The sequence below is a fragment of the Marinibacterium profundimaris genome (assembly GCF_002210095.1).
Taxonomy (GTDB): domain Bacteria; phylum Pseudomonadota; class Alphaproteobacteria; order Rhodobacterales; family Rhodobacteraceae; genus Marinibacterium; species Marinibacterium profundimaris.
This window is the reverse complement of record NZ_AQQR01000016.1, coordinates 59,152-82,886: the sequence shown is the minus strand read 5'-3', so window position 1 is coordinate 82,886 and position 23,735 is coordinate 59,152. Positions and strand designations below refer to the sequence as shown.

Genomic DNA, 23,735 nt, shown 5'->3' with positions numbered 1-23,735 from the left:
CCCCCTCCTTACTGAATTCTGCGGATCAGTTTCCGCCGCTCGGCTCGGGTTGGCCCGAGGGCGGTGTGTCCCGCTTGATCACGGCATCTCCATGTGCCAGACGACGCCCGTCCTGATTGACGACCTCGCCCCGCACGAAGACCAGTTTGCGCCCACCACCGACAATGCGCGCGCGTGCCGTCAGCACGTCGCCGTCGATCGCCGGGCCGACAAAGCTGGTGGTGAGAGAGAGCGTCAGACAGCGATGACCGGGACGGCCTTCGCCCGCAAAGGCCGCGCAGAAGGTGACCGCGTTGTCCAGCATGGTTGCGAAAACCCCGCCATGGACCGCGAAGGCGCCATTCAGATGGTCATGGGTGATCGTCAATTGCAGTTCCGCCATGTCATCGGACCAGGAAATGAATCGGACGCCCAGCAAGGCATTGAACGGGGCAGGGACCTCGGGTTTGCCATTCTGTGCGCTCATTTCAGTTGGCCTTTCGGTTGCGCGAGAACGTCACGATGACCGCCGCCAGCGCCGTCACCGCGACACCGACGCCTACCGCCGCAGCGATCGGAATTGCCAGCATCGCGGTCGAGGGGAGGGCGAAGGCCAGACCGGCAATCCCGAGCAGAAGCCGCGCAATCGCGCCCGTGGGACCGGGTTCGATACGGCCGACGCCCAGCAGGTATCCCTGCAATCCGGCGCAGATCAGCAGAATGCCGATACCTGCGCGCAGGATTGTCAGGGCACTGTCGACGAACCCTGCCTGGAGGGTGTACGCAGGATCGAGGACGAAGAAGAAGGGCACGATATAGATGATGGTGCCCAGCTTCATCGCCTCATAGGCCGCAGCGAAGGGCCGGGCTTGGGCAATCGCCGCCGCGGCGAAAGCCGCCAGCGCCACGGGTGGGGTGATGTAGCTCAGCATGCTCCAGTAGAGGATGAACAGATGGACGCCGATCGGGTCGAGCCCTCCGGCGACCAGGGCCGGGGCCAGAGACACCGCGAGGATGACATAGGCGGCCGTCACCGTCATGCCCATCCCGAGGATGAAACTGGTCAGGGCGCCGAGAAGCAGCAGCAGGAAGGTGTTGCCGCCCGCGATGAAAAGCAGATCATTGCTGATCGTGCCGGACATGCCGGTCACCGCCAGCCCGCCGACAATCAGCCCGACAGCCGCGAGGATTGCGATCAGTTCGACAAACAGCCGCCCCGTCGCCGCCAGGAAGTTCATCAGCTCTTGCCGACCCCAGCGCGATTTCGACAGCAACTGGTTCAGAACGATCAGCAGCGCGGTTGCATAGAACGGGGCGATCGCCTCGCGCTTGAGATAAAGCAGCATCCAGATGAGAAGCCCGAAGACGGCGAGGAAATACCAGCCCTCGCGCAGCACCTTTCCGAATCTGGAAAGATCGGCGCGGGGCACGCCCTTCAGCCCGTTGCGCGCCGAGTATGCGTCGATCTGGGCGAAGAGACCGAAAAAATAGAGTAGCGAGGGCAGCACCGCCGCAACCACGATGTTGGTGTAGTCCGTAAGCAGGAAGCTCGCCATGACAAACGCCGTGGCCCCCATGATCGGAGGCATCAGCACCGCGCCGGTCGAGGCCGCCGCCTCGATCCCGGCGGCATAGCTGGGCCGGAAGCCCACCTTCTTCATGGCCGGAATGGTGATAGACCCGGTGGTAAGCACATTGGTGATGACGCTGCCGCTCATGGATCCGGTCAGCGCACTGGTCAAGACGCCGACCTTGGCTGGGCCGCCCCGCACATGCCCGAGCGCGGCAAAGGCGAGGTCGATAAAGAACGGCCCCGCACCGGTGTGCTGCATCGCAACCCCGAAGATCATGAAGCCGACAACAAGGTTGACGAAACTGCGCATCGGGATGCCCAGAACGCTTTCGCCGCTCATGGCGTGGAAGATCGCCGTCTCAATCGGCGGGCGCTGGAAACCCTGGATCGGTCCCGGCGCATGATTGGCGATCAAAGGATAGATGGAAAACATCAGGATGACGACAAAGAGCGTCCAGCCGCCGGTGCGCCGCGCCGCCACGAGCAGCAGAAACCAGAAGGCGAAGCTGGCAATCACGGCATGGGTGGGGGCCGCGAAATCCCAGCCTTTGTTCACCACGCTGCGCCCGTAATAGACGAAGAATGCGCAAGTTATCAAAGCGAGGAGGGCAAGAAAATAATCCCACCATCGCGTTGACCCGTGCGGGTTTGTCTTGCTGCATGGAAAGACAAGGTAGGCGAGCGGTAACGTCAGCAACAACATCAGGTAGAGGTAATGAATCTCCAGCAGTCGGACGTTCATGAAGAACCCGAGATTGAAGATATGATTGGCCGACGCTGCAGACAAAAGAAGCGCCGACGCCGCAAGCATCAACCGCAGACCGGTCGGCTCGTTGCTCGTGCCTATCGGCTGTACCGTTGTGGCCTGCGGTTGATGTGGCATAGTTGTTCCTGACTTGTGCGATTGTGGAAAGTCAGCGGAAGTAGACTTCCTGACCTGCTGCCTCAAGCGCCTGGGCGCGTGCCTTCATCCAGGCGGCGGCAAACTCTTCCTCACCCTCGGGAGCACCTTCGACAAAACCGCTCCACGCTTCGGAAAGCACCCTTTGCCGTTCCAGCAACTTGTCCTGGTTCTCCTGGTGCTCCGGGGTCCACATGCCCTTTTCCTTGAAGTAGGCGACGCTTCCATCGCTCCACGGCATCACCCAACTAAGGATCTGGCGATCGATTGCATAGGCATTGGCACCGGGGGCTGCGTCCTTGAATTCGTCAAAACCGACGTCAAGCGCGGCGACGATGTTGCGCACCTCGGTGGCATCCTGATCGGCTTCGGTGACGAGAATCGGATAGGGGTATTGTGCCATGGGCAGCGGTGCCTTGGGGTCGATCCCCGGCCCGACCGACACCATGTGCGGCGTCACGTACGGCGTTATTTTGGTATAGCGGGCCCAAGCTTCGGTATCCTCGGCGGGGGTTTCAAGCCACTTGATACCCCGCGGGCTGGACTCGATCTGGTAGTTCACAGTGGTGGTTGTCAGCGCAAAGGCCGCATCGACGCGATCCTCAAGGATGCCCTTGAGAGAATTCACATAACCCGAGAATTCAACGGCTTCGACATCGTCCCATGTCAGATCCGCAAAAGCCAGCAAACCCTCCATGTTTACGTCGATCGCGGGCGAACTGGTGGCGCGGCCGACTCGTTTGCCCTCGAGGTCGGCAATCGTCTCAATGCCGGCATCGGCGGCGACAACCACGCCCAGGCCATAGTCGCCGACAGCCTGAATAACCGCCCGGATCGGCTGCGGCCCCCATTCCGGCGCTGCAAACAGGAACACGCCCTCGGCGGCGAAATAGGAGGCGATTCCGCACAGGCAGTAATCCACCGTGCCATTCTTGAGAGGCGTCATCCGCGATACATCGTTGCGCCCGGGAAGCACTCGGATCGTCGTTCCAAAACGGTTGCGCATCATGTTGCCGATGGCGATGGAATGTGCGTGGCCGGCTGATCCCGTGTCATAGGCCGACCAGGTGATGATGTCGGGCAGTTCGATGTTCTGTGCGCCAACCGGTGAAGCCATCGCTAGACACCCGGCAGCCACGACGCTTGTCCATCTGAAGTTCATGGTAGTCTCCTCCCTATTGGTTATTCGGGCTCAGTCGGCAATTTGCCTAAAGTTCCGAGAACGGCACGTTCTTGTCGACGCGTATTTCCGGCGGAAGCCCAAGAATGCGCTCGCCGATGATCGTGCGCTGGATCTCGTCGGACCCGCCGGCGACGCGGTTGCCCGGCGCCGTAAGATACTCGTTGCGCCAGCGCGCGGTATCGTCGCCGGCGGCCGTCGACACGCCCGCCGCAGTCCCTGCCAGTTCCATCCCGAAGGCGCCCATCTCCTGCCGCAGCTTGCCCAGTAGCAGCTTTCCGATCGAGCCTTCCTCCCCCGGTGCCTCGCCGCGCGAAAGCGACGTCATGACCCGGTAGGACGTGAATTCGAGTCCGCGTTGCCGCGCGATGAAGTCAGCGATCCGCGCGCGCGCTTCGCCGTCCTCGATGGCCGGGCGCCCGTTGCGTTCGACGCGGGCGGCCAGGTCGATCAGCTCCTCGGCGCGCGCTCCGCCGCTGGCGCGTCCGACCGAGATGCTGAACCGTTCGTTCATCAGCGTCGTCAGCGCCACCTTCCAGCCTTCGGATTCGCCGCCCAGACGGGCGCTGTCCGGCACGCGCAGGTCGTCGATGAACACCTCGTTGAAGCTGGCCCCGCCCGAGATCTGGCGGATCGGGCGCGTTTCGATGGCCGGGTCGGACATGTCCACGAGGAACATGGTCATCCCCTTGTGTTTGGGCACCGACGGGTCTGTGCGCGCCAGAAGGATGCCGTGGCTGGAATAATGCGCCCCCGAGGTCCAGACTTTCTGGCCGGAAATCACCCAGTCGTTGCCATCGCGCCGCGCGCGGGTCCGTATTCCGGCCAGGTCGGAGCCGGCGGCGGGTTCGGAAAACAACTGGCACCAGATGTTCTCGCCGGTCAGGGCGCGCGGCAGAATCGCGGTTTTCTGGTCCTCCGTGCCGTGGATCATGACCGTCGGCCCGACCAGCCCGATGCCGATCAGGAAGGCGTTGGGCGGAACGGCATAGCGGCCTTCCTCCTGGTTCCAGATCACCTGTTCGATCGGCGTGGCGCCGCGGCCGCCGAAGGCACGCGGCCAAGTCAGTCCGGCCCAGCCCGCTTCGGCCTTGCGGGCCTGCCAGTCCCGCGCTCGCGCGACCTCGTCGGCGTCGCGGGCCATGAAGTGATCCTGAACCTTCTCGCTGCCGTCCCGCAGGGTTGCGTTGGCGTCCAGCCATTCCCGCGCTTTTGCACGAAAGGCGGCTTCTTCGGGGCTGTCGCTAAAATCCATGTGTCCGATTTCCTTGTTAGCTTGCGGTCCGTGGGGCGTCCGCCAGATGCCCGAGCAGCCGTTCGCGCCAAATGGCGGTCGGGCCGAGTTCTGCCTTCAACTGCCAGCCGCGCCGCAGGAAAAGATGCGGGTTGGCGGCCCATGTGAACCCGACACCGCCGTGAAGCTGGATCGATTCCTCGGTGGCGAATTGCACGGCATCGAGTGCTGTGAGGCGCGCGACGGCGGCCGCTTCGGGCAGTCGGTTGTCGCCGCTCGCCAGCGCCCAGGCTCCGAAGAAGGCATTGGATCGCGCCAGTTCGATCTTGGCGAACATGTCCGCGAGCCGGTGCTTGACCGCCTGAAAGCCGCCGATCGGACGCCCGAAAGCGTGCCGCTCGCGGGCATAGGCGGTGGTCAGGGCAAGCACGCGCTCGGCAAGGCCGATCTGTTCGAAGGCGGCCAGCACTGCGGCGCCGTCCAGAAGACGCTTGATCGCCGCGGGGTCCGAGCCGGGCAGAAGTTCGACCGGCGTGTTGTCAAAAACGATCTCGGCCGCCGGGCGCGTGCGGTCGACCGGGTCGAGCGCACGCGTCGTCACACCCGACGCGGAGAGATCCGCAAGATAGAGACGCGGCGTGCCCTCTTCATCGGTCGCAGCGACAAGAGCGTGGGTCGCCTCGGCGCCAAAGGTGACCGGCGTTTTCTGCCCCGAAAGGCGATCCCGCGTCACTTTCGCCGATACGGTGTCAGGTGCGAGACCCCCGCCTTCGGCAAGCGCTGTCGCTATGATCGTGCGGCCTTCGGCGATGCCGGGCAGAAGCGATTTGCGCTGGTCGTCCGTGCCGGCGGACTGAAGGGCCGGAACCGCCATACAAAGGACCGGGATGAAAGGTACGGCGGCCAGGCAGCGACCGATTTCTTCTGCAAGGATGGCCAGTTCCACCGCGCCCATCCCCGAGCCACCCTCTTCTTCCGACATGGCGAGGCCAAGCCAGCCGCCTTCGGCCAGTGCGGACCAGGTTGCCGTATCGAACCCTTCCCCGCTGTCGAGGCGGTTGTGCGCGACCTCCAGGGTGGCGTGATCGCCAAGCATTCGGGCCAGGGTTTCGCGTATGGTATCCTGCTCCTCGGAAAAACCGAAATTCATGCCTGAATGACTCCTTGCGGTTGTGGATGCCGAGTGCTTGTTGGCCGACGTTAGGTTGGCGTCCGGGCCTGACCAAACACTAACGGCCGGCGGTCGCACAAAACCACATACGTGCAATGTCGCGATGAGAACGGCGAAAAAGACCGACAAGCCGGATTCATCATGAATGTGCTTGATTCACGTCAGACCCGAAAAAATGGTCGCTTCGATTGATTGGCCCGGCTCTGGCACCTTAACCTTCCGAGAGTGGGGAATGTTCAGGTTGTGGGACTGGCGTGGACTAGCCTTCGCAGAAGACGGGACTTAACAAGGGAACGAGCGGCATGGAAACTGTGGGCCTTGGATTTTGTTATGAAGATTTGCCGGTGGGGCGCAAGTTTCGGACCATCGGCCGCACCGTGACCAAAACAGACATCACGAATTTCGTCAGTGTCACCGGCATGCTCGAAGTGCTGTTCATCAACAGAGACTTCCGCGAAAAGGAATCCAACATGCCGGGGTTCGCCGCCCCCGGCTCCCTAGTCTATTGCTTCATGGAGGGTCTGCTGACCCAGTCCACGATGCAACACACGGGCTTTGCCTTTCTGGAAATGGAGTTGAAGGTTCTGGGACCAACGTTCGCGGGCGACACGATCCATTGCGAGGTCGAGGTGACCGAGTCGCGCCGCTCGAAAAGCCGGCCGAACCGCGGCCTGGTCCGGACCCGGAACAGGGTATTCAAACAGACCGGAGAGCAGGTGCTGGAATACACGCCCCTGCGGATGATCAAGGCACGAACGACGGACAAGGAGCCGGGAGAAGCGTAAACCCGTCTCTGATACGATGCGGGAGTACTCCTCTGGCCGTAAATGGCTGGACTGCCGCCCCGGTTTTGCTAGTAACCGGGCGAAACGGGAGACGCAGATATGAAAACCGCGCAATCTGATGAAATTGGATCTGCCGGGCGTAAATCGGATGGGCCACGGTCCCTGAACCGCATCCTTGCGCTCTTCGATCTGGTGGCGCAAAGCGACCGGCGCATGACGCTCTCTGAACTCAGCGGCGCGCTAAATTGCCCCAAGAGCAGTTTGCTGTTGCTGCTGCGCCCTCTCACGGAAAAAGGTTACCTGATGCGCGAGAAGGACACCTATCTTCTCGGGCCGAGGATTTTCCAGTTCGCGCAGTCCATCCTTACCAACCACCCGTTCGAGTCGATCCTGCGCGGTGTGATGAGCGAGGTTGTCAAGCAGACGGGCGAGACGGTTCTCTATGCCGTCCGGGATGGTGATCGCGTTGTCTATTCATCGGTCATCGAAAGCGAGCAGCCCGTTCGGTACGTTGCCCAGACGGGTGTCGATCGGCCCCTGTTCTGTTCGGCATCGGGTCTTGTCATGCTGGCCTATGACACGCCCGAGCAGCTTGACGCGTATTTCGAACGGACGGAATTGACGCCGCTTACCGGCAATTCGATCACCGACGAAAATGCATTACGGCGCATGATTTCAGAGATTCGCAAAACCGGCTACGCCAGAACGGTCGGCACCGCGCATGTAGACGCCGCAGGCTTCGGTGTGCCCGTGTTTCGGGCCGATGGGTGCCTGGCAGGAGCCCTGGTGATCGGCGCCCCTCTGGAACGCGCAGAGAGGAACCGGAAGCTTTGCGTCACAGCGGCCAAAGCGAGCGCCGAACAACTTTCGTTGGCGCTAGGCTATCGTCCCGGTCGGACTGGGATGGCCCCGAATTAGACACGCCCCGCTCCGGCTGGCCGAGCCCCCCGTTACCTCAATCCCAGTCCGCGCGCGATGATGCCGCGCAGGATCTCGCGGGTGCCCCCCCGGAGCGAGAACGACGGTACCGCGAGTTCCGTATAGGCCAGCACTGCTGCATAGCTGTCGCGTCCTCCAGGCACGGCCGGGCGGGACAAGAGGCTACGGGCCAGGCGCGGAATGTCCTGTTCATAGAGCGCACCGAGATCCTTGACGATGGCGGCCTGAAGCGCTGGGTTCTCGCCCTCGTTCAGCATCCCGGCCACCGACCGCGACATTTGCCGCAGTACCTTCAGATGCGCGGACAGGCGGCCGATCTCGGCCTGTTGCGCCTCGGTGGAGTCTTTGCGCAGCAAACGGATCAGTTCTTCGATCAGGGCGAAGGACGACAGGAATCGTTCCGGTCCGCTGCGTTCGAAGGCCAGTTCGCTCATGACCTGGGACCACCCCTCGCCCTGTTGGCCCAGAAGCGCATCGGATGGCAGGAAGGTGTTGTCGAAGACGACCTGGTTGAAATGGTGTTCGCCACCCAGATCGATGATCGGGCTGATCTGGATGTTCTCGGTGGTCTTGAGATCGATCAGAAACTGGCTCATCCCGCCGTGGCGGTCGTCGCTCTTGCCAGTGCGGCAGAACAGGATCATGTAATCGGCCACATGCGCATAGGTCGTCCAGACCTTTGTGCCATTGACGCGGAAACCGCCCTCGACCTCGGTGGCTACGGTGCGCGTGGCCGCAAGGTCCGAGCCGGAATCCGGTTCGCTCATCCCGATGCAGAAACAGAGCTCTCCCGCGGCGATGCGCGGCACGATCGCGCGTTTCTGATCTTCGGTGCCCTTGGCAAGTATCAGCGGGCCGCTCTGACGATCGGCGATCCAGTGCGAAATTACCGGCGCACCGGCAGCCAGCAGTTCTTCAGACACGACATAGCGTTCCAGTGCGCTGCGTGCGTGACCGCCGTATTCTTTGGGAAAAGTCATGCCGACCCAGCCGCGCTGCGCCAGCTTGCGTGAAAAGTCACGGTTGTACCCATTCCACGACTCGGCGCGTTTTTCGGGCGGGAAATCGGCCAGCTCTTTGGCTAGAAATGCACGGACCTCTTGCCGCAGATCGTCATAGTCGGCGCCGGGCGGGGGTGAAGGAAACGCGGTGAGTGTCATGCCATTGCGCCTTGTGCTGTGCTGTCAGTGATGAAATGCCAGAAGGTGTCGTGGGGGCTAGACAGCGCGGCCCGTCCCAGTTCCTTTGTCCAGTCCAGTTCGGTGCCGAACTCGTCGCGCCAGCTCCAGATCCGTTTGGTGAAATGGTGCAGCGCATGTTCCTGGGTATAGCCGATGGCCCCATGAATCTGATGAGCCAGCGCACCGACCGTTTCCGCAGCTTCTCCGGCGCGGCTTTTGGCGGCGGCAACGTTCAGCGCAAAGGCGGCTGTGTCATAGCTGTCGGCCGCCATTTCGGCGGCAGTGCGCGAAGCGGCGGTTTCTCCGGCCATCGTTGCGAGGTATTGCTGAATCGCCTGAAACTTGCCGATCGGCCGTCCGAACTGGACCCGGTCGTTGGCGTATTCGACACTCATCTTCAGGATGGTTTCCATCGCACCGGTGGTGGCCAAGCTGCGGACAAGCGCACCCAGCCTGCGCATCCCGCCCATCGACACGGGCAAGGCGGCGGCATTGGCCCCGGGCAGGTCGAGATCGACCGCGACATCGTCGCGCGGCATCCCGGCAAGATCCCGCGCCGGGGTGACGGTCAGATCCTTCACCGGCAGGGACAATACGTGATCGGCGCCATCCAGTGCGGCAATGGTCACGATCCGGTCCGCCCAGCGGGCAAAAGGCACCAGCGTCAGGTGTCCGCTTGCATGCACGGCACCGCCCCGCCGTTCCAGCTGCAGCCCGTCGCCCTCGGCAATGGTCAGCCTGCCGCCGGACAGGGCCAGACCCGCGCGCGCCAGAACCGCATTTGCGATCAGGGTTTCGGCGAGTGGCAGGGGCAGGCCATGCGCCCCGGCAATGCGCACAAGCCCGAGCGCCTCGGAAGCGGGCACGCCGAAGCCGCCAGCCTCTTCGGGCACCAGCGCCATGTGCAACCCGGCCTCTTCGATCCGCGTCCAGAGGGCCTCGGGGCATTGTCCGGCGGCGGCGTCCTCGCGCAGGCCGTGGCTGACATGATCGCGGAAAAGCCGCTCGGCCGTGTCGAAGATCATCGACTCCATCAGGTGGTCCTTTCAGACAGTGCTTGGTTGGCGATTGAAGTGCCGTGTTCTGGTGTGTTGTGACGGGCGTGATGTGATTGGCCGTCGGTTTCAATCGAAGCGCGCAGCGGCGGCAGATGCAGCCGTGTGCGCAGATCCTGACGAAACGTACCGGAGGCGGGCGGCGTTCCGCCGTCCCGGCGGTATTTCTCGAGACAATCGGCGATCTTGTCACCGATCTCGGCTGGCGTCGCCGGGTCCGCGGGCGATCCGGGATGTGCCGCGACCGAGGTTTCGGCCAGGGTTTCGTTGCCTCTTCGCAGGCGGACATGGACCGCCCCATGGTCCACGCCGACGCGATCCTGCCCCGCGTCCGGTTCCGTTTCGATGGTCACCATGTCCATCAGGCGACGGATCTCAGCCCGGTGGGGGCTGTCGCCCTCGAAATCCGCGAGCCCGACCTGGCCCTGATGCAGGGCGGCGCACAGGGTATAGGCGGCACAGAACTTGGCTTCCATTCCGTCCTTGGGATTGGTGATATGCAGGGGCACCATGACGCCCTTGGGCACTGTCATTTCGATCACCGAGTCCCCGGGCACCGCGTCGCCGCCGCGTTCGGCATATAGATGCCGCCCTGCGGCGATCATCCTGTGCGTGAGATAGCAGCACGGATAAAGCTTGCGCGACACGCTGCCCAGATCGATCTTTGACACCACTTCCGCAGGGTCGGTCGCAAGCCCGTCCGGACCGGCATAAAGATCGAAGAAGCCGCGCCGCGAAAAGATGTCGGGGGCGCCGGTGATCCCGGCTTCGGCCATGCGAGCGGCGCGCACTCCGACAAGGGCGGCGTTGCCAGCCTGGATCGGTTTTGCCATCGCGCCGAAATTGATCTGCAATCCGCCGGCCAGTGACGCGGCCAGCGACAGGGCGTTTCCGATGGCCTCGTCGTCAAGGTCAAGCTGATGCGCGACCGCTGCCGCCGCGGCCACGGCCCCGATCGTCGATGTGGCATGCCAGCCCTTGTCGTAGTGACCAAAGCCGAGAACCTGTCCTAGCGCGACATTGACGGCCGCTCCCACCGCAAGCGCGGGGGCGACACGGGCGGCCGTCTCTGGCCGCACGTCTGCCATGGCCAGCAGCGCCGGCACGAAGACCACACTGGGGTGCGTGACGCTGAGCGTGTGGACATCGTCGAAGTCCAGCGCGTGACCGGCCACGGCGTTGAGGAACGCGGCCCACTCTACGCCGCCCTTTCCGACTGCGCCCATCGGCGTGGCCGCTTCGTCCCCGTCAAGTGCCGCCAGTCGGCGGACCACCGGCTCGTGCCACCCGCCATAGATGACGGCCACCGTATCCTCCACGCAAAGCGCGGCCGGTTCTGCATTTGCAGCGTCCAGCCGATGTGGCGCGGCGATGAACCGCGTTAGACGGCGGGTGAAATCACTGGTCATTTGCTGATCCTCTCTGGTATTGCACTTTGCCTCATGTCGGGAGGTGCTATCAATTCGGGTGACCTCCTGTTTGCACATATGTGTTGAAGAAGGATACGAGCGTTGTGATTCCCGCTGAGTCTGCGGCAGCCTGGGTGCAAACCTTCATCTGAATCCCTTGAAGATCGGGCGCCGGGCGTGTCAGAAAAACCGCTAAAAGAAGGGCGAGCGTGGCTGGGGTGCCGGTGTAAATTCTCTGTAAGGCCAGGGCGGGAACGCGACAAGGCATTGCACCACGCCGTTTCCGTCAGACTTTCATTTCGCAAAGATTCGCGACCGGGTCCGTCGGCCGCGTCAGGCAGTCGCTCTCGCCGTTCACGCGCTGGCGATATGAGCGGGTTGCGTACCGCACGGGATGAATCCGGAATCGGCGACATGGTTGTCCGACCGGCGTTTCTGACGCGGTCGGATCTGCCGACGCTTTGCGGACAGGCCATACGGCTTAGGAAAAGCGGGGGCAGATGTTGTTCATTGACGTTCTGAAACGGCGCGCCGTGCGCAACCCGATTGCCACTATCTGTCTGATGATCTGTCTTGGCGGTGGCATCGCGCAGGGTGTCTTCCCCGCCAGCGGCGTGTCGATCGCGGCCGTGCCGTTTTTTGGCGTCTATCTCGTGATAGCGTTCCGCAGCATTGCCCGCGTCGGATGGGTGCTGCTTTTCTTCTCGTTCGCGATTGCCGTTCTGGCGCTGGCTGGAGGTATCGAAACGCGCATTTTCGCCGAGGCGGCGGGGCGTGTCGTTTTCCTGTCCGCGCTGCTGACGGCTGTCGCATTCCTACGCATCGCGGCCACGCAGGACCCGGTTGTAGAGGTCGCTGGAGAATTCCTGACGTTGCAGCCGCCGACCCGCCGCTACGCCTCTCTGAGTGCAGGGGGCCACCTGTTCGGCGTGCTGCTGAACCTCGGCGGGCTGGGCGTTATGCTTGAGGTCATCATGAAAGGCTTGCAGGCCCATCGCCATGAAATGGACGATGTGGTGTACGAGGCCCGCAAGCGCAGGATGGTAAGCGCCTGTATGCGGGGGTTTTCCTCGATCGCGTTCTGGACGCCGTTCGGCGTCGCCCTGAATCTGATGATTCTCACGATTCCGGATCTCGAATGGGCGCATCTGGCGCCTATCGGAATCGCGCTGGCCGGGGTGCTTTTCCTTCTGGGGTGGCTGTTCGACACGTTGGAATGGTGGCGTCCGCCATCGGCGCGCGGTCGGGTCGCGGCCCTGACCGGGGACTTGCCGGACTGGGCGCATTGGTCGGTCGTGATCGTTGCTGGTCATATCCTTGTACTCGGGGGCGTTGTGGTGGCTCTGGATAGGGCGACGGAATACAGTTTCCAGACTGTCCTGATCGCCATCGTGCCGGTCTATGCGCTTCTCTGGTCGGGTCTGCGGAAGGGCATCGGCGGCATTTCGGACATGTCGCGCCGGTTCGTGGCCCAGGCTTCAGGGTTCGCGACCGAGATGAGCGTTATCGCTTCGGCGGGGTTCATCGGCCTTGTCGCGCTGGAAGTGGTCCCGGTCGAGTGGATTGCCGACCACTTGGGCTGGATTGCCGCGCGGCCTGTCCTGACCGTTGTGCTGTTGATCATGACGGTGTTCGTGACGGGGCTGCTGGGTGTGCACCCGATGATCTCGGTGGTGCTGCTGGCGGACGTGGTCAACCGCGTCGGCGTGGATGGTTTGTCGCCGCTCGCTCTGGGCCTTGCACTGGCCGGCGGCTGGAGCAGCATCATCTGCATGGGGCCTGCCATCACTGCCGTCGTTTATGCCTCCTCAATCGTCGGGGAACGGCCCCTGACCATCGGTTTTCGCTGGAACGGAGTTTTCGGTCTTGCCAGCATCGTCCTCATCACCCTCATTGTCGGTGGCGGTGTCGCTACAGGGCTGTTCTGAGCGACGGGGATTTTTCATCCGGGTCCGGGCGCGGCCAATCGCACATATGTGTTCGATCATGCCTGTCACATGGCGGAGGGTGCTGGATTGCGTGGGTTCCAGTACAGTTGTTCTGCGCAAATTTCCCGGCGGTCTGCCAGGGAAACAGAAGCATCGGAGCGACGACCCATACGATGAACGGCCAAACGAAACCCACGCGTCGCAGCAAGGTCACGGGGCTGCAGGACGCAGCGCATCTGGCCCGGGACGCTTTGCAGGAACGTCCTGAACTATGCCTTGGCGGGCTGTTCAAGCAGGGCCGGCCGGTCGCATTGGTGCGCGGGTTGCTGGCAGCGGGCGCAAAGGACCTGCATGTCTATTCCTCGCCCGGCGCGGGCTATGACGTCGATCTGATGATCGCGACAGGCGCGGTCGAGCAGGTGTTCATTCCCGGCGTCACGCTGGAGAACCGGCTTTGCCCCAATTTCCGCCGCGCGGTCGAGGCAGGGCAGGTGACCGCCCACGCGCTTGACGCGTTGACCGTGGTCGGCGGGCTGATGGCCTCGGCCCACGGCGTGCCGTTCCAGCCGATCGACGCGCTGCGCGGGTCGGACGTGTTGAAGCACAATCCGCTGATACGCGAAATCGACTGCCCCTTTTCGGGACGCCGCATCCACGCCGTCGGGCCGATCCGGCCCCGCGTCACGTTCCTGCACGCGCAAGAGGCCGACCGCTGGGGAAACCTGCGCCATCTCAGCACCATGGTCTATGCCGATCAGCTGATGGCGCGCGCTTCGGACATTGTCATTGCCAGCGTGGACAGGATCGTGCCGGACGAGGTGATCCTTGACGATCCGTCGCGGGTTACGGTGCCGTCCCACTATGTCGATGCCGTGGTCGAGGTGCCTTACGGCGCGCATCCCACCGCGAGCTTCCCCCATTACGCGATGGACGAGGATCATATCGACGCCTACGCAGATCTGGGCGACGCCGCCCGTACCGGCGACCGCGCAGGACTGGACGACTACATCGCGCGTCATGTGACGGGGCCGAAAAGCCAGGGTGACTATATTGAAGCGGTCGGCGGCGCCGAATATTTCGCCCGGCTCGAAGCGGAGACACGGAAGAGATGAGCGCGGCGGTTTCCCCCCTTGAGCAAATGGTTGTCGTGCTGGCCCGCGACCTGGCCGATGGCGAGCTGGGCGCGGCGGGTGCTGCTGCATTGGTCCCGATGGCGGCGATCGCTCTGGCGCGTGAACTGCACGCACCGAACCTGACAGTCGGCGGAGAGATGTTCTTCAATCCGCTGCCGGGGCATCTTTATCCGTCCATGCTGGATGACCGTGCCTTGGGCCGCTGTGAGGCTGCCGAAACCTTCATCGAGCTTTTCGGCCACAGTCATCACGGCCTGGACTTCTTCTTTCACAGCGGGTTGCAGCACGATTCCTACGGCAACATCAACTTGCATCACGTCGGTGGCACGCTCGACGCGCCCGGGATGCGCGGGCCGGGGGCGGCCAACCTGTCCTACTGCCACACCTCCACGCGATTCTATGTCTGCCCCACGGTTCATACTACGCGAAATTTTGTCGAGAAAGTGGACTTCATCACCATACCGGGCCACCTTTCCGGGCCCGAGGCGAAACGCGCCGCCGGCCTGAAAAAGGAAGGACCGCGGTTCGTGGTGACACCACGCGCTGTCATGGATTTCGACCCGGCGACGCTGCGGATGCGACTGAAATCGGTCCATGCGGGCAATACGCCCGAAGAGGTTCAGCGCCACACGGGGTTCGATCTTGGGATCAGGGGAGACGTGCCACAGACGCCGCCGCCAACAGAGGAGGAACTGACTGTCCTGCGTGAGCGGATCGACAAGACCGGAACTCTGCGCGCCTGACGCGCAGGTTCCGATAATTTGAACAACGACTGGGAGGAAGACATGTTCAAACGCGTAACGACCAGAAACCGGACGGCAATCGGTGCCGCTGCGGCCTTGAGTGCCATGCTTGTGGGCGGGGTGGTTTCGGCCAAGGATCTCACGATGGGGACCACCAGCCCGACGTCCAGCCACTTCACGATCTCGGTGGCGATGAGCAAGGCGATCGAGACCGGCATGGAAGATACCACCGTCAACGTGATCGAGACCGGCGCCAGCGTGGACAATGTCCTGCGCCTCGCGCGGGACGAAATCGATCTCGGCCTTGCCACCACCGACATTCTTATCTCGGCCCGAAACGGAACCGGCAAGTTCGAAGGCAACGCCATTCCCGATACGGTTGCGCTCTATCCCTACAGCGCGTCGGTCCTGTTGATTGCCGCAACCGAGGAATCGGGTGTGACCACGCTCGACGATCTGGATGGCAAGAAGTTCAATCCCGGTATCCGGGGGTCGGCCGCCGAGACCCTGACAACCACCGTGCTGTCGATGTTCGACATCAACGCCGACCTTGTGCATGGTGCCGTCGGTGACGCGGTGGAAGGCATCAAGAACCGCCAGATCATCGGCTACAGCAAATACGGTGCCGCAAACTCTGTCGATGCGACCCTGCAAGAGCTGATGACAAGCACCGAGATGCGGTTGATCGGTTTCTCCGAAGAGCAGGAGAAAGCGGCGACGGAAGCCATGGAGGGCGTCGGTTTCACAACCCTCCCCGCAGGGCTTATTCCGGGATCCGAGGAGATGCGGGTGCCTAAGCTCAACGTCTTCTTCCTGACCCGCACCGGCGTCATGGACGACGACACAGCCTATGACATCGCCCGCAGCATCCACCAGAACATGGATCTGCTGGTCGAAGCCTGGCCGCAGCTGGCGGAGTACGACATCGCCGCCGATGCCGTCGCCACCATCGAGGCCGGTGTACCCTATCATCCGGGCGCGGTGCGGTACTGGAAAGAAGCCGTCGGCAACTGATTCCGCACTGCGGACGGTCATACTGCCGGTCGAACGGACCGGTCGAGCGGGGCGCCACATGCGCCCCGCCGTCTCGGGAGGAAACATGAAACACTCATTGACCGAAGCTTCGCGCTGGGAACGGCGCGGCGCGCAGGCGCTCGGCGCGTTGTTTGCGGCATTCGTCGCGCTGCATTTCTACAATGCCCTGTTCGGACAGTTCGAACCGCTGGTTCAACGACCGATCTTTATCGGCTTCGGTCTGGGCGGTGCCTTTTTCCTGTACGCCGCGCGCGCGTCGCGGACCGGCGGCCGAAACGGCCTGGAACGGGCCATCGACATCACACTCGGGCTACTGGCCTTTGGCGTGTGCCTTTATGTGATCCTCAACCGGGATCGTTTTTCCGACATCATGGTGCAGTACGGCCCGCTCGACAAGGCCGCCGGGTTGCTGGCCGTCCTGCTGACGCTCGAAGCGGCTCGCCGGGTGATCGGCTGGTTCCTGCCCTTGCTGGCGCTGATCACCGTCCTCTATTATTACTTCGGATACGATTTGATCGACGGGGGCTGGCGCCCGCCGCGCGTTTCGGCGCGAACGGCGGTCGAGACCTTTTACAGTTCGACCACCGGCATTTTCGGTTATCTGGCGGATGTGGGCGCGCGGGTCATCACGATCTATGTGCTTTTGGGGGCGTTGCTGCTGTCCACCGGGGCAACCGACGTGTTCATGAAAATGGCAACCTGGATCGCTGGACGCACGTTTGGCGGCCCCGCCAAGGTCTGCGCCCTGTCCTCGGCGATGTTCGGGACAGTGACCGGATCGGCGGTGGCCAATGTGATGGCGACGGGTTCGATCACCATCCCGACGATGAAGCGGCTGCGCTATCCGCCGGCCTTTGCCGGGGCGGTCGAGGCGGTTGCGTCTTCCGCCGGCCAGCTGACGCCGCCGGTGATGGGGGCGGGGGCGTTCATCATGGCCGAGTTCCTGAACATTCCCTACACCCAGATCGCCGTGGCAGCGGTCGGTCCTGCGTTTCTCTACTACCTCGCGATATGGCTCGGGGTGGACCTTTATGCGCGCCGCACGGGCCTTCAGCCCACCCCAAAAAACGAAATGCCGAAACCGGCGGATTTCCTGGCGCCCGACAAGGCGATCCCGCTGTTTCTTCCTATCGCCACAGTGGTTTACTTTCTTTTCCAGGGTTACACGCCAAGCTTTGCCGGTGCCGCGTCGATCATCGTTTTGATCTTGGCCTGTGCGGCCGTGCGCCCCTTTGGCCGCGCCACAAGGGGGCAGGGGCTGAAGGCATGTTGGACCGGGCTGGCCCGCGACGTTTACGAGGGGATGGTCGAGGCCGGTCGCGCGCTGGTGATGATCGCCGCGCTGCTGGCCTGTGCCGCGATCGTCGTCAAGGTTTTGACAGCGACGGGCGCGGGGGTGAAAATCTCGAATCTGCTGTTTTCGGTGTCCGATCAGGGCCTGATCGTCGCCCTGCTGCTGGCGGCTGTGCTGTCGATCGTGCTGGGCATGGATGTGCCGACCACGGCCTCTTATGTTCTGGCGGCAGCGGTTGCCGCGCCCAGCCTCGTGCGGCTTGGCCTGCCGGAACTGACGGCGCATCTGTTCGTCTTCTACTACGCGATCCTGTCAGCCATCACGCCGCCGGTCTGCGCCAGCGTCTACGCCGCCGCCGCACTGGCCGGGGCCAATTTCTGGAAAGTGGCGGGCCGGGCGCTGTCACTGGCCGGGGCGGTCTATGTGGTGCCGTTCCTGTTTGTGTTCCGGCCGGGGATCCTCGCACAGGGCGGGACCGGTCAGGTCATTCTGGACGTTGGCGTGGCAAGCGCCGCGGTTTTTGCTGTCAGTGTCGGGTTCAGCGGTTACCTTCGGGGAACGCTGTCCTTTATCGGCCGGGGCTTGTTTCTGGCGGCGGCCGCGCTGCTGTTCTATGCCGCGCCGATGGCCGATATTATCGGCGGGCTGGCATTGACCGGTCTGATTGCATGGCGTTTTCTTCGTGGAGAGCGACGGACCCTCAGTTCCGGGTGACACCTGCGCCTTTTTCACAAAGAAGGGCCGCCGCAGGTATTCTGCGGCGGCCCTTTTACGATTGGTTGCGCGGACCTGTGCCCGCTGTCTCAGGTCATCCTGAAGTAGGGAAAGGTGATCTCGTCGGTGGCTTTCACGAAGGTCACCTCGACCTTGGCCCCGATATGCACTTTCTCCGGGTCGTCGGTCTGGATCCGGCTCATCATCCGCGGGCCTTCTTCCAGTTCGATCAGCGCGACGACATAGGGAACGTCGTCGGCAAAGGCCGGGCCTGCCGGGCGGCGGGCGATGGTGAAGGTATGCACCTCGCCACGCCCGCTGACCGTGTCGAATTTCAGGTTGTCGGAATGGCAATGCGGGCAGATCGCCCGCGGATAGAAGTGATGCTTGCCGCAATCGCCGCACAGCGGGATGTCAAGACGGCCCTCGTGTGCGGCCTGCCAATAGGGGGCGCTGTCGTGGTCGATCACCGGAAGCGGTTTTTCAGTGCTCATCGGCTCAGTCCTTCTGCAAAATCACGGTCGCGCCAGAGGACAGCGTGCCCCCCGTGCCATGCACCAGCGCGGTCTCGGCACCCGCGACCTGCCGGTCGCCGCAGACGCCCCGCAACTGGCGGGTGGCCTCGATCAGCAGGAACATCCCGTACATGCCCGGATGCAGCGCCGACAGGCCGCCGCCATTGGTGTTCATCGGAAAGGCGCCGCCCGGCGCCGTGCGTTGGCCAGAGACAAAATCGCCGCCTTCGCCGATCTTGCAGAAACCCAGCGCCTCCAGCGTCAGCAGGACGGTGATGGTGAAACTGTCATAGACCTCGACCACGTCGATGTCGGAATGGCTTACACCGGCCATTTTCATCGCGGTTTCGCCAGCCTTTTGCGCCGGCAGCAGGCGGGCGAGATCGGGCATCTCTCCGATGGCCCAATGGGTGTGTGCCTCACCATAGCCCTTGACCCCGACGGGTTTGGTCTTGAGGTCCTTGGCGCGTTCGGCGGTGGTCATCACGATGGCGCCCGCGCCGTCGGTGACGAGGCAGCAATCAAGCAGGTGCAGCGGTTCCGAGATCATCGTGCTGGACAGGACGTCGTCGACGGAAAGCGGATCGCGCCGCGTCGCGGCGGGGTTCAGCTGCGCCCATTTCCGGGTGGCGACGGCGATCTCGGCCAGGTTCTCGGAGGTGGTGCCGTATTCGTGCATGTGACGCTGCGCCGCCATCGCGTAGCCACCCACCGGCGTCGGCATCCCGTAGGGTGTTTCGTGCTGCATCGACAGGACCGAGGGGCGCCCCCCCAGATTGCGGCTGCGCAAGGATTTCTGGTCGGAGCTGTAGACGATCAGCGCCACCTCGCAATAGCCCTCGCGCAGCGCCATCGCGGCATGGGCGACATGCGCCTCAAACGCCGAGCCGCCGATATTGGTGCCGTCGACATAGGTTGGCATGATGCCGAGATATTCGCCCAGCGTCACCGTCGCAAGCTGCCCCGGCCCCGGTACGCCCCACATGCCGGCGGTCAGAAGACCGTCCACATCGTCCAGCGTCAGGCCGGCTTCTTCGACGGCGGCCTTTGCCACCAGGGCGGCATGGCCCAGAACCGAAGCCTTCGTGACAAATTTCCCGTCCTCGATTGGCGCGTCGGCAAGGCCGACGATCACCGGATCGCGTCCGTTCTTCATATGCTCTTTCCCTTTGTTGTGCGGTGGTGTCCCAAAGCGGTCCCGAGGTCAGTTCGGGCGCATGGTCTTGGCGATCAGCGTGCGCTGAATCTGCGAGGTCCCGCCACCGATGGTGCTTTGCATTCCTTCGCGGAAATAGCGTTCCATATCCGCCTCGGGCAGCATGGAATGGCCGCCGAGGATCTGCATGCCGTTGCGCGTGACGGTTTGCAGGGTCTCGGAGGCAAAGAGCTTTGCCATCGACACTTCGCGCGTGCAGGGCGTCTTGGCCGCGGCCAGACTGGCAGCGCGATAGACCAGCAGCCGCGCGGCGTCGACCTGGGTCTGCATGTCGGCCAGCATGTGGCGGATCACCTGAAAGTCAAAGATCGGCTTGTCGAACTGAATCCGCTCATGGGCGTAGCGCAGGGCATCGTCCACCGCTGTCTGGGCGTTGCCGACATAGGCGGCGGCCACGGCGACACGCTCCAGTTCCAGGTGGTCGGTGATGATTTTCCAGCCTTCGTTTTCGGTGCCCAGCAGAGCATCGGCGGGCAGTTTCACGTCATCGACGAAAATCTCGGTGGTGCCTGTTGCGCGTCGCGCCAGGGTCGGCAGCTTGCGGATGTCCAGACCCTCGGTGTCATTGGGGATCAGGAACACCGACAGCCCCTTGTGCTTTGGCGCGTCGGGGTCGGTGCGGGTCAGCATGGCGAGGATCGCATTGTCGGCCTTTGCGCCCGAGCACCAGAGCTTTTGCCCCTTGACCACCCAGCCGTTGCCGTCGCGCCGCGCGCGGGTCTTGGTCGAAGCCGCGTCCGACCCGGCGCCGGGTTCGGAAATCGAGATCGAGAAGCGGATGTCACCATCCAGGAACGGCTGGATGTACCGCTCTTTCTGTTCGGGCGTGCCGAATTTCTCGATATTCATCGCGGTGAAGGTGGCGACCATCAGGCCGGTGGAAAAGTCGAAGCCGTATTTTGCCAGCCCCTCGCACATCAGCGCATAATCCATGATGTCGCCGCCCAGCCCGCCGCTCTCTTCCGAGAACAGGATGCCGAGCCAGCCCTGCTTGGCCACCTTTTCATAGGCCTCATAGGGGTATTCGCGTTCGAGATCGCATTTGCGGATATAGTCGCGGCCGATCTCCTCGTCGATGAAACGCTCGACGGTCGTGCGCCACATCTCCTGCTCGGGGGTCAGGAAGTTCATGCGCTCTCTCCTTGTGTGGTGTCGTGCGCGGCCCGGATTTTGGGCGGTTCTCCGGGGCGATCGAGACGGGTCTTTCGGATCAGCAGGCTGAACTCGCAGCGCATCACCGTTTCGTCCCGCTGGTTGATGCCTTCCAGCTTGCTGGTTACGACACCGTGCTTTTCGTCATGATCCTTCAGATCGGCGATTTCGACGCGTGCCCAGAGGGTGTCGTTGATGAAGGTCGGCCGCAGAAAGCGCAGCTTGTCGCAGCCGTAGAAGGCAGCGAGCACGGAGCTGTCGAAGGGGATCATCGCGTTGACGATGGAAAACACGAGGCTGCCCTGAACAAGGCGCTGGCCGTATATCGCCTCCTTGGCATGCTCGATGTTGGAATGCAGTTCGAGCCAGTTCCCGGTGAGCATGCAGAAATTGACGACATCGGTTTCCGTCACCGTCCGCCCGCTCGAAACGCCGGTCTGGCCCAGTGACAACTCTCCGAAAGGGTGACGTATCACGTTAAATTCTCCTGTTCATTCGCCTTGGGTGCCAACACGATCAAGGCATCGGCAGCAGCCAATCCTTTCCCGTCCGCCCGAACCATCACAGGGTTGATTTCAATTTCCGAGATCAGATCGGCGTTTTCGGCGAAGAAAACAGATATGCGTGAAATCAGGTCCGCCAGGGCCCCCTTGTCGGCGGGTTCCGCGCCGCGCAGCCCCGCCAGCAATCTGGCACCGGGACCTGAATTCACCATCGCCTCGGCGGTTTGCGGCCCTGCGGGCGCAAGCCGGATTTCGGCCGCGTCTATCAGTTCCACCAGAATGCCGCCGGGGCCGGCCAGAACGATCGGACCGAAGGTGTCGTCGCGTTTGCAACCTATGATCCATTCGGCCACGGACCCTTCTTCCATTTCCTCGATCAGCGCCGTACCGCCCACAAACCGTTCTGCCATTTCGGTGGCGGCCTGATTCGCCTCTTGAGGCGAGAGACCCAGTCGGACGAGACCATGATCGGACTTATGCGGGTAGTCGTCGTGACACAGCTTGGCGACACAGCGCCCCTCGGCGGGATCGCGTTTCGGCACCGGTATACCGATCTGTTGCAGCAGGTCCTTCGAGTCGGCCTCGTGGACCACTTTACGCCCGGCGCGCTGCCAGTTTTCCAGTGTTTCCCTCGGGGTCATGCCACTTCTCCAGTCGTAGCCGCTAGCGCCGAAAGGCCCGAGGCCGCCCGCGCGGGCGAATCATAAACCGGGACAGCCCGTTCGCGCAGAGCTTCGCCCGAGGCATTGCTGCGCGCCGAGCCTGTCCAGACGATCAGGATCGGCTTGCCGGTGCTGTCGAACGCCTCGGCCAAAGCCTCGATGAACTGTTGATCCGGCACAAATGTGATAATTGCGATGGCGATATCCACGCCCGGATCGGCCGCTACGGCCTCGAGGCAACGGCCCACATAGGTGGGATTCGCCAGAACGACGCCGGTCAGGTCGACCGGATTCGACACCGAGCCGTAGAACGGCACATAGCGCGACAGCGCGGTCTGCGTCGCCTCGTCCAGGACCGGAACCTCGAAGCCAGCGCTTTCGGCCAGGTCGGTCATCTCGACGCCGAGCCCGCCGGTGACAGAGATGATTCCGACCCGGTTGCCGGCAGGCCGCCTGCCTGCGGCGAGGGCCGTGACGGCATCGACGGCAGCCACGGATTCCCGGGCGCGGAAAACCCCGGTTTCGCGGAAGACCGCACTGATCACCCGGTCGTCTCCGGCCATCGCGCCGGTATGCGATTCGACAGCGCGCGATCCGGCGCGGCTTCGTCCGCCCTTGACCGCAACGACGTGCTTTCCGGCTCTTGTGAGTCGTTGGGCCGCCTCGGCAAAGCGGCGCCCGTCGCGCAGTTCCTCGACGTAGCACAGAACCACGCGGGTCTGCGGATCGTTGCCGAGATATTCGAGCAGATCCGCGGCGGTCAGATCCGTTTCGTTGCCGCTGGAGACGATGGCATTGATCCCCACGCCGCGTTCGCCCAGACGCAACGCCATAAGGCCGCCTAGCGCGCCGGACTGGGAAATCATGGCCACGGGGCCGGGCCTGAGACCGTTGAACATGGGGCTGAAGGTCAATTGCAGATCCGACGCGGGGCGCACCACGCCTTCGCAGTTCGGCCCGACCAGGCGAAAGGGCGCGTCCTGCATGATCCGGCGCAGCCGCATCTCGTTGTTGTGGCCGTCTTCCCCGGCTTCCGAAAAGCCGGAGGTCACCCCGACCACGACTTTCACATCGAGCCGGGTACAGGTTTCCAGCGCATCGAGAGCGACGCCGACCGGGGTTGCCAGAACGACCACGTCGATCGGGCCGTCGATCTCCTCCAGGCTGCGTGCTGCCGCAAGCCCCTCGATTTCGCCGCCCGAGGGGTTCACCGGAATGATCTTGCCGCGATAGCCGTTGCTCTTCAGCAGGGCCAGCACGGCCTGCCCGAGCTTGCCCTTGGTGCGGGAGGCCCCGACGACCGCGATGGTGCTGGGATCGAACAGAGCGTCCAATGCCTCTGCAACCGAAGGTCGGCGAACCGCCATTCGATTCGTGTTTGGCTCAGCCATTTCTTTCTCCGTCAAGTGAAAATTTTATTGTCCGTTTCGATG

General features: G+C 63.1%; 21 protein-coding genes. 7 read left to right on the top strand and 14 right to left on the bottom strand.

The features are described from left to right. Positions 1-25: 25 nt before the first annotated feature. From ATO3_RS22715 to ATO3_RS22695, 5 genes are read right to left on the bottom strand one after another with little or no spacing between them, the layout of a single operon-like run. Positions 26-466 carry a PaaI family thioesterase gene (locus tag ATO3_RS22715; RefSeq protein ID WP_088652186.1) on the bottom strand — a complete coding sequence of 147 codons (441 nt, stop codon included), beginning with the start codon at positions 464-466 and terminating at the stop codon, positions 26-28. Position 467: 1 nt separating this feature from the next. Continuing rightward, positions 468-2,435, bottom strand: coding sequence for a TRAP transporter permease (locus ATO3_RS22710; protein ID WP_233152280.1), 1,968 nt, complete (start codon positions 2,433-2,435; stop codon positions 468-470). A gap of 31 nt (positions 2,436-2,466) precedes the next feature. Further along, a complete protein-coding gene (locus ATO3_RS22705) occupies positions 2,467-3,615 on the bottom strand; it encodes a TAXI family TRAP transporter solute-binding subunit (protein WP_088652185.1) in 1,149 nt (382 codons plus the stop codon). Between the two features lie 46 nt (positions 3,616-3,661). Next, positions 3,662-4,888 carry an acyl-CoA dehydrogenase family protein gene (locus ATO3_RS22700; RefSeq protein ID WP_088652184.1) on the bottom strand — a complete coding sequence of 409 codons (1,227 nt, stop codon included), beginning with the start codon at positions 4,886-4,888 and terminating at the stop codon, positions 3,662-3,664. Between the two features lie 16 nt (positions 4,889-4,904). Then, complete coding sequence (locus ATO3_RS22695; protein WP_233152279.1) at positions 4,905-6,167, bottom strand: acyl-CoA dehydrogenase family protein; 1,263 nt, start codon at positions 6,165-6,167, stop codon at positions 4,905-4,907. Positions 6,168-6,340: 173 nt separating this feature from the next. On the opposite strand from ATO3_RS22695, the gene ATO3_RS22690 reads away from it, so the two are divergent. Continuing rightward, the gene (locus ATO3_RS22690; RefSeq protein WP_088652182.1) at positions 6,341-6,823 is read left to right on the top strand and encodes a MaoC family dehydratase; all 483 of its coding nucleotides are present in this window, start codon (positions 6,341-6,343) and stop codon (positions 6,821-6,823) included. A gap of 99 nt (positions 6,824-6,922) precedes the next feature. Next, entirely contained in the window at positions 6,923-7,741 is an 819-nt protein-coding gene (locus ATO3_RS22685) for an IclR family transcriptional regulator (protein ID WP_088652181.1), read from the top strand. Positions 7,742-7,773: 32 nt separating this feature from the next. Here ATO3_RS22685 and ATO3_RS22680 read toward each other — a convergent pair whose 3' ends face one another. From ATO3_RS22680 to ATO3_RS22670, 3 genes are read right to left on the bottom strand one after another with little or no spacing between them, the layout of a single operon-like run. Then, positions 7,774-8,922 (bottom strand): acyl-CoA dehydrogenase family protein, encoded by a 1,149-nt coding sequence (locus ATO3_RS22680; RefSeq protein WP_088652180.1) that lies wholly within the window; start codon positions 8,920-8,922, stop codon positions 7,774-7,776. Then, a complete protein-coding gene (locus ATO3_RS22675; RefSeq protein ID WP_088652179.1) occupies positions 8,919-9,977 on the bottom strand; it encodes an acyl-CoA dehydrogenase family protein in 1,059 nt (352 codons plus the stop codon). The genes ATO3_RS22680 and ATO3_RS22675 overlap by 4 nt, the downstream gene beginning before the upstream one ends. Beyond that, a complete protein-coding gene (locus ATO3_RS22670; RefSeq protein WP_088652178.1) occupies positions 9,977-11,407 on the bottom strand; it encodes an MmgE/PrpD family protein in 1,431 nt (476 codons plus the stop codon). The genes ATO3_RS22675 and ATO3_RS22670 overlap by 1 nt, the downstream gene beginning before the upstream one ends. 500 nt (positions 11,408-11,907) lie before the next feature. On the opposite strand from ATO3_RS22670, the gene ATO3_RS22665 reads away from it, so the two are divergent. The 5 genes from ATO3_RS22665 to ATO3_RS22645 all read left to right on the top strand — a co-directional run bounded on the left by ATO3_RS22665 (position 11,908) and on the right by ATO3_RS22645 (position 18,254). After that, the gene (locus tag ATO3_RS22665; protein ID WP_088652177.1) at positions 11,908-13,335 is read left to right on the top strand and encodes a hypothetical protein; all 1,428 of its coding nucleotides are present in this window, start codon (positions 11,908-11,910) and stop codon (positions 13,333-13,335) included. A gap of 173 nt (positions 13,336-13,508) precedes the next feature. Further along, the gene (locus ATO3_RS22660) at positions 13,509-14,447 is read left to right on the top strand and encodes a CoA transferase subunit A (protein ID WP_233152278.1); all 939 of its coding nucleotides are present in this window, start codon (positions 13,509-13,511) and stop codon (positions 14,445-14,447) included. Then, the gene (locus ATO3_RS22655) at positions 14,444-15,211 is read left to right on the top strand and encodes a CoA-transferase (RefSeq protein WP_088652176.1); all 768 of its coding nucleotides are present in this window, start codon (positions 14,444-14,446) and stop codon (positions 15,209-15,211) included. Before ATO3_RS22660 ends, ATO3_RS22655 begins: the two co-directional genes overlap by 4 nt. A 42-nt stretch (positions 15,212-15,253) precedes the next feature. Beyond that, positions 15,254-16,225: a TAXI family TRAP transporter solute-binding subunit gene (locus tag ATO3_RS22650; protein ID WP_088652192.1), complete on the top strand. Its 972-nt coding sequence runs from the start codon at positions 15,254-15,256 to the stop codon at positions 16,223-16,225. A gap of 85 nt (positions 16,226-16,310) precedes the next feature. After that, the gene (locus ATO3_RS22645) at positions 16,311-18,254 is read left to right on the top strand and encodes a TRAP transporter permease (RefSeq protein WP_233152277.1); all 1,944 of its coding nucleotides are present in this window, start codon (positions 16,311-16,313) and stop codon (positions 18,252-18,254) included. A gap of 89 nt (positions 18,255-18,343) precedes the next feature. On the opposite strand, the gene ATO3_RS22640 is transcribed toward ATO3_RS22645, so the two are convergent. Genes ATO3_RS22640 through ATO3_RS22615 form a run of 6 tightly spaced genes read right to left on the bottom strand, consistent with a single transcriptional unit; the run spans position 18,344 to position 23,693 of the window. Beyond that, positions 18,344-18,748, bottom strand: coding sequence for a Zn-ribbon domain-containing OB-fold protein (locus ATO3_RS22640; RefSeq protein WP_088652174.1), 405 nt, complete (start codon positions 18,746-18,748; stop codon positions 18,344-18,346). Positions 18,749-18,752: 4 nt separating this feature from the next. Next, positions 18,753-19,925 (bottom strand): acetyl-CoA acetyltransferase, encoded by a 1,173-nt coding sequence (locus ATO3_RS22635; protein ID WP_088652173.1) that lies wholly within the window; start codon positions 19,923-19,925, stop codon positions 18,753-18,755. A 48-nt stretch (positions 19,926-19,973) separates the two neighbouring features. Beyond that, positions 19,974-21,116 carry an acyl-CoA dehydrogenase family protein gene (locus ATO3_RS22630; protein WP_088652172.1) on the bottom strand — a complete coding sequence of 381 codons (1,143 nt, stop codon included), beginning with the start codon at positions 21,114-21,116 and terminating at the stop codon, positions 19,974-19,976. After that, positions 21,113-21,613, bottom strand: a complete 501-nt coding sequence (locus ATO3_RS22625; RefSeq protein WP_233152276.1) for a MaoC/PaaZ C-terminal domain-containing protein — start codon at positions 21,611-21,613, stop codon at positions 21,113-21,115. Before ATO3_RS22625 ends, ATO3_RS22630 begins: the two co-directional genes overlap by 4 nt. Then, complete coding sequence (locus tag ATO3_RS22620) at positions 21,610-22,281, bottom strand: acetate--CoA ligase family protein (RefSeq protein ID WP_088652171.1); 672 nt, start codon at positions 22,279-22,281, stop codon at positions 21,610-21,612. The genes ATO3_RS22625 and ATO3_RS22620 overlap by 4 nt, the downstream gene beginning before the upstream one ends. Beyond that, complete coding sequence (locus tag ATO3_RS22615) at positions 22,278-23,693, bottom strand: acetate--CoA ligase family protein (protein WP_233152275.1); 1,416 nt, start codon at positions 23,691-23,693, stop codon at positions 22,278-22,280. The genes ATO3_RS22620 and ATO3_RS22615 overlap by 4 nt, the downstream gene beginning before the upstream one ends. Positions 23,694-23,735 lie beyond the last annotated feature (42 nt).

Coding starts and splice junctions, on each gene's coding strand:
- ATO3_RS22715 (WP_088652186.1), bottom strand. CDS start 466: ATGAGCGCACAGAATGGCAAACCCGAGGTCCCTGCCCCGTTCAATGCC.
- ATO3_RS22710 (WP_233152280.1), bottom strand. CDS start 2,435: ATGCCACATCAACCGCAGGCCACAACGGTACAGCCGATAGGCACGAGC.
- ATO3_RS22705 (WP_088652185.1), bottom strand. CDS start 3,615: ATGAACTTCAGATGGACAAGCGTCGTGGCTGCCGGGTGTCTAGCGATG.
- ATO3_RS22700 (WP_088652184.1), bottom strand. CDS start 4,888: ATGGATTTTAGCGACAGCCCCGAAGAAGCCGCCTTTCGTGCAAAAGCG.
- ATO3_RS22690 (WP_088652182.1), top strand. CDS start 6,341: ATGGAAACTGTGGGCCTTGGATTTTGTTATGAAGATTTGCCGGTGGGG.
- ATO3_RS22685 (WP_088652181.1), top strand. CDS start 6,923: ATGAAAACCGCGCAATCTGATGAAATTGGATCTGCCGGGCGTAAATCG.
- ATO3_RS22680 (WP_088652180.1), bottom strand. CDS start 8,922: ATGACACTCACCGCGTTTCCTTCACCCCCGCCCGGCGCCGACTATGAC.
- ATO3_RS22675 (WP_088652179.1), bottom strand. CDS start 9,977: ATGGAGTCGATGATCTTCGACACGGCCGAGCGGCTTTTCCGCGATCAT.
- ATO3_RS22670 (WP_088652178.1), bottom strand. CDS start 11,407: ATGACCAGTGATTTCACCCGCCGTCTAACGCGGTTCATCGCCGCGCCA.
- ATO3_RS22665 (WP_088652177.1), top strand. CDS start 11,908: ATGTTGTTCATTGACGTTCTGAAACGGCGCGCCGTGCGCAACCCGATT.
- ATO3_RS22660 (WP_233152278.1), top strand. CDS start 13,509: ATGAACGGCCAAACGAAACCCACGCGTCGCAGCAAGGTCACGGGGCTG.
- ATO3_RS22655 (WP_088652176.1), top strand. CDS start 14,444: ATGAGCGCGGCGGTTTCCCCCCTTGAGCAAATGGTTGTCGTGCTGGCC.
- ATO3_RS22650 (WP_088652192.1), top strand. CDS start 15,254: ATGTTCAAACGCGTAACGACCAGAAACCGGACGGCAATCGGTGCCGCT.
- ATO3_RS22645 (WP_233152277.1), top strand. CDS start 16,311: ATGAAACACTCATTGACCGAAGCTTCGCGCTGGGAACGGCGCGGCGCG.
- ATO3_RS22640 (WP_088652174.1), bottom strand. CDS start 18,748: ATGAGCACTGAAAAACCGCTTCCGGTGATCGACCACGACAGCGCCCCC.
- ATO3_RS22635 (WP_088652173.1), bottom strand. CDS start 19,925: ATGAAGAACGGACGCGATCCGGTGATCGTCGGCCTTGCCGACGCGCCA.
- ATO3_RS22630 (WP_088652172.1), bottom strand. CDS start 21,116: ATGAACTTCCTGACCCCCGAGCAGGAGATGTGGCGCACGACCGTCGAG.
- ATO3_RS22620 (WP_088652171.1), bottom strand. CDS start 22,281: ATGACCCCGAGGGAAACACTGGAAAACTGGCAGCGCGCCGGGCGTAAA.
- ATO3_RS22615 (WP_233152275.1), bottom strand. CDS start 23,693: ATGGCTGAGCCAAACACGAATCGAATGGCGGTTCGCCGACCTTCGGTT.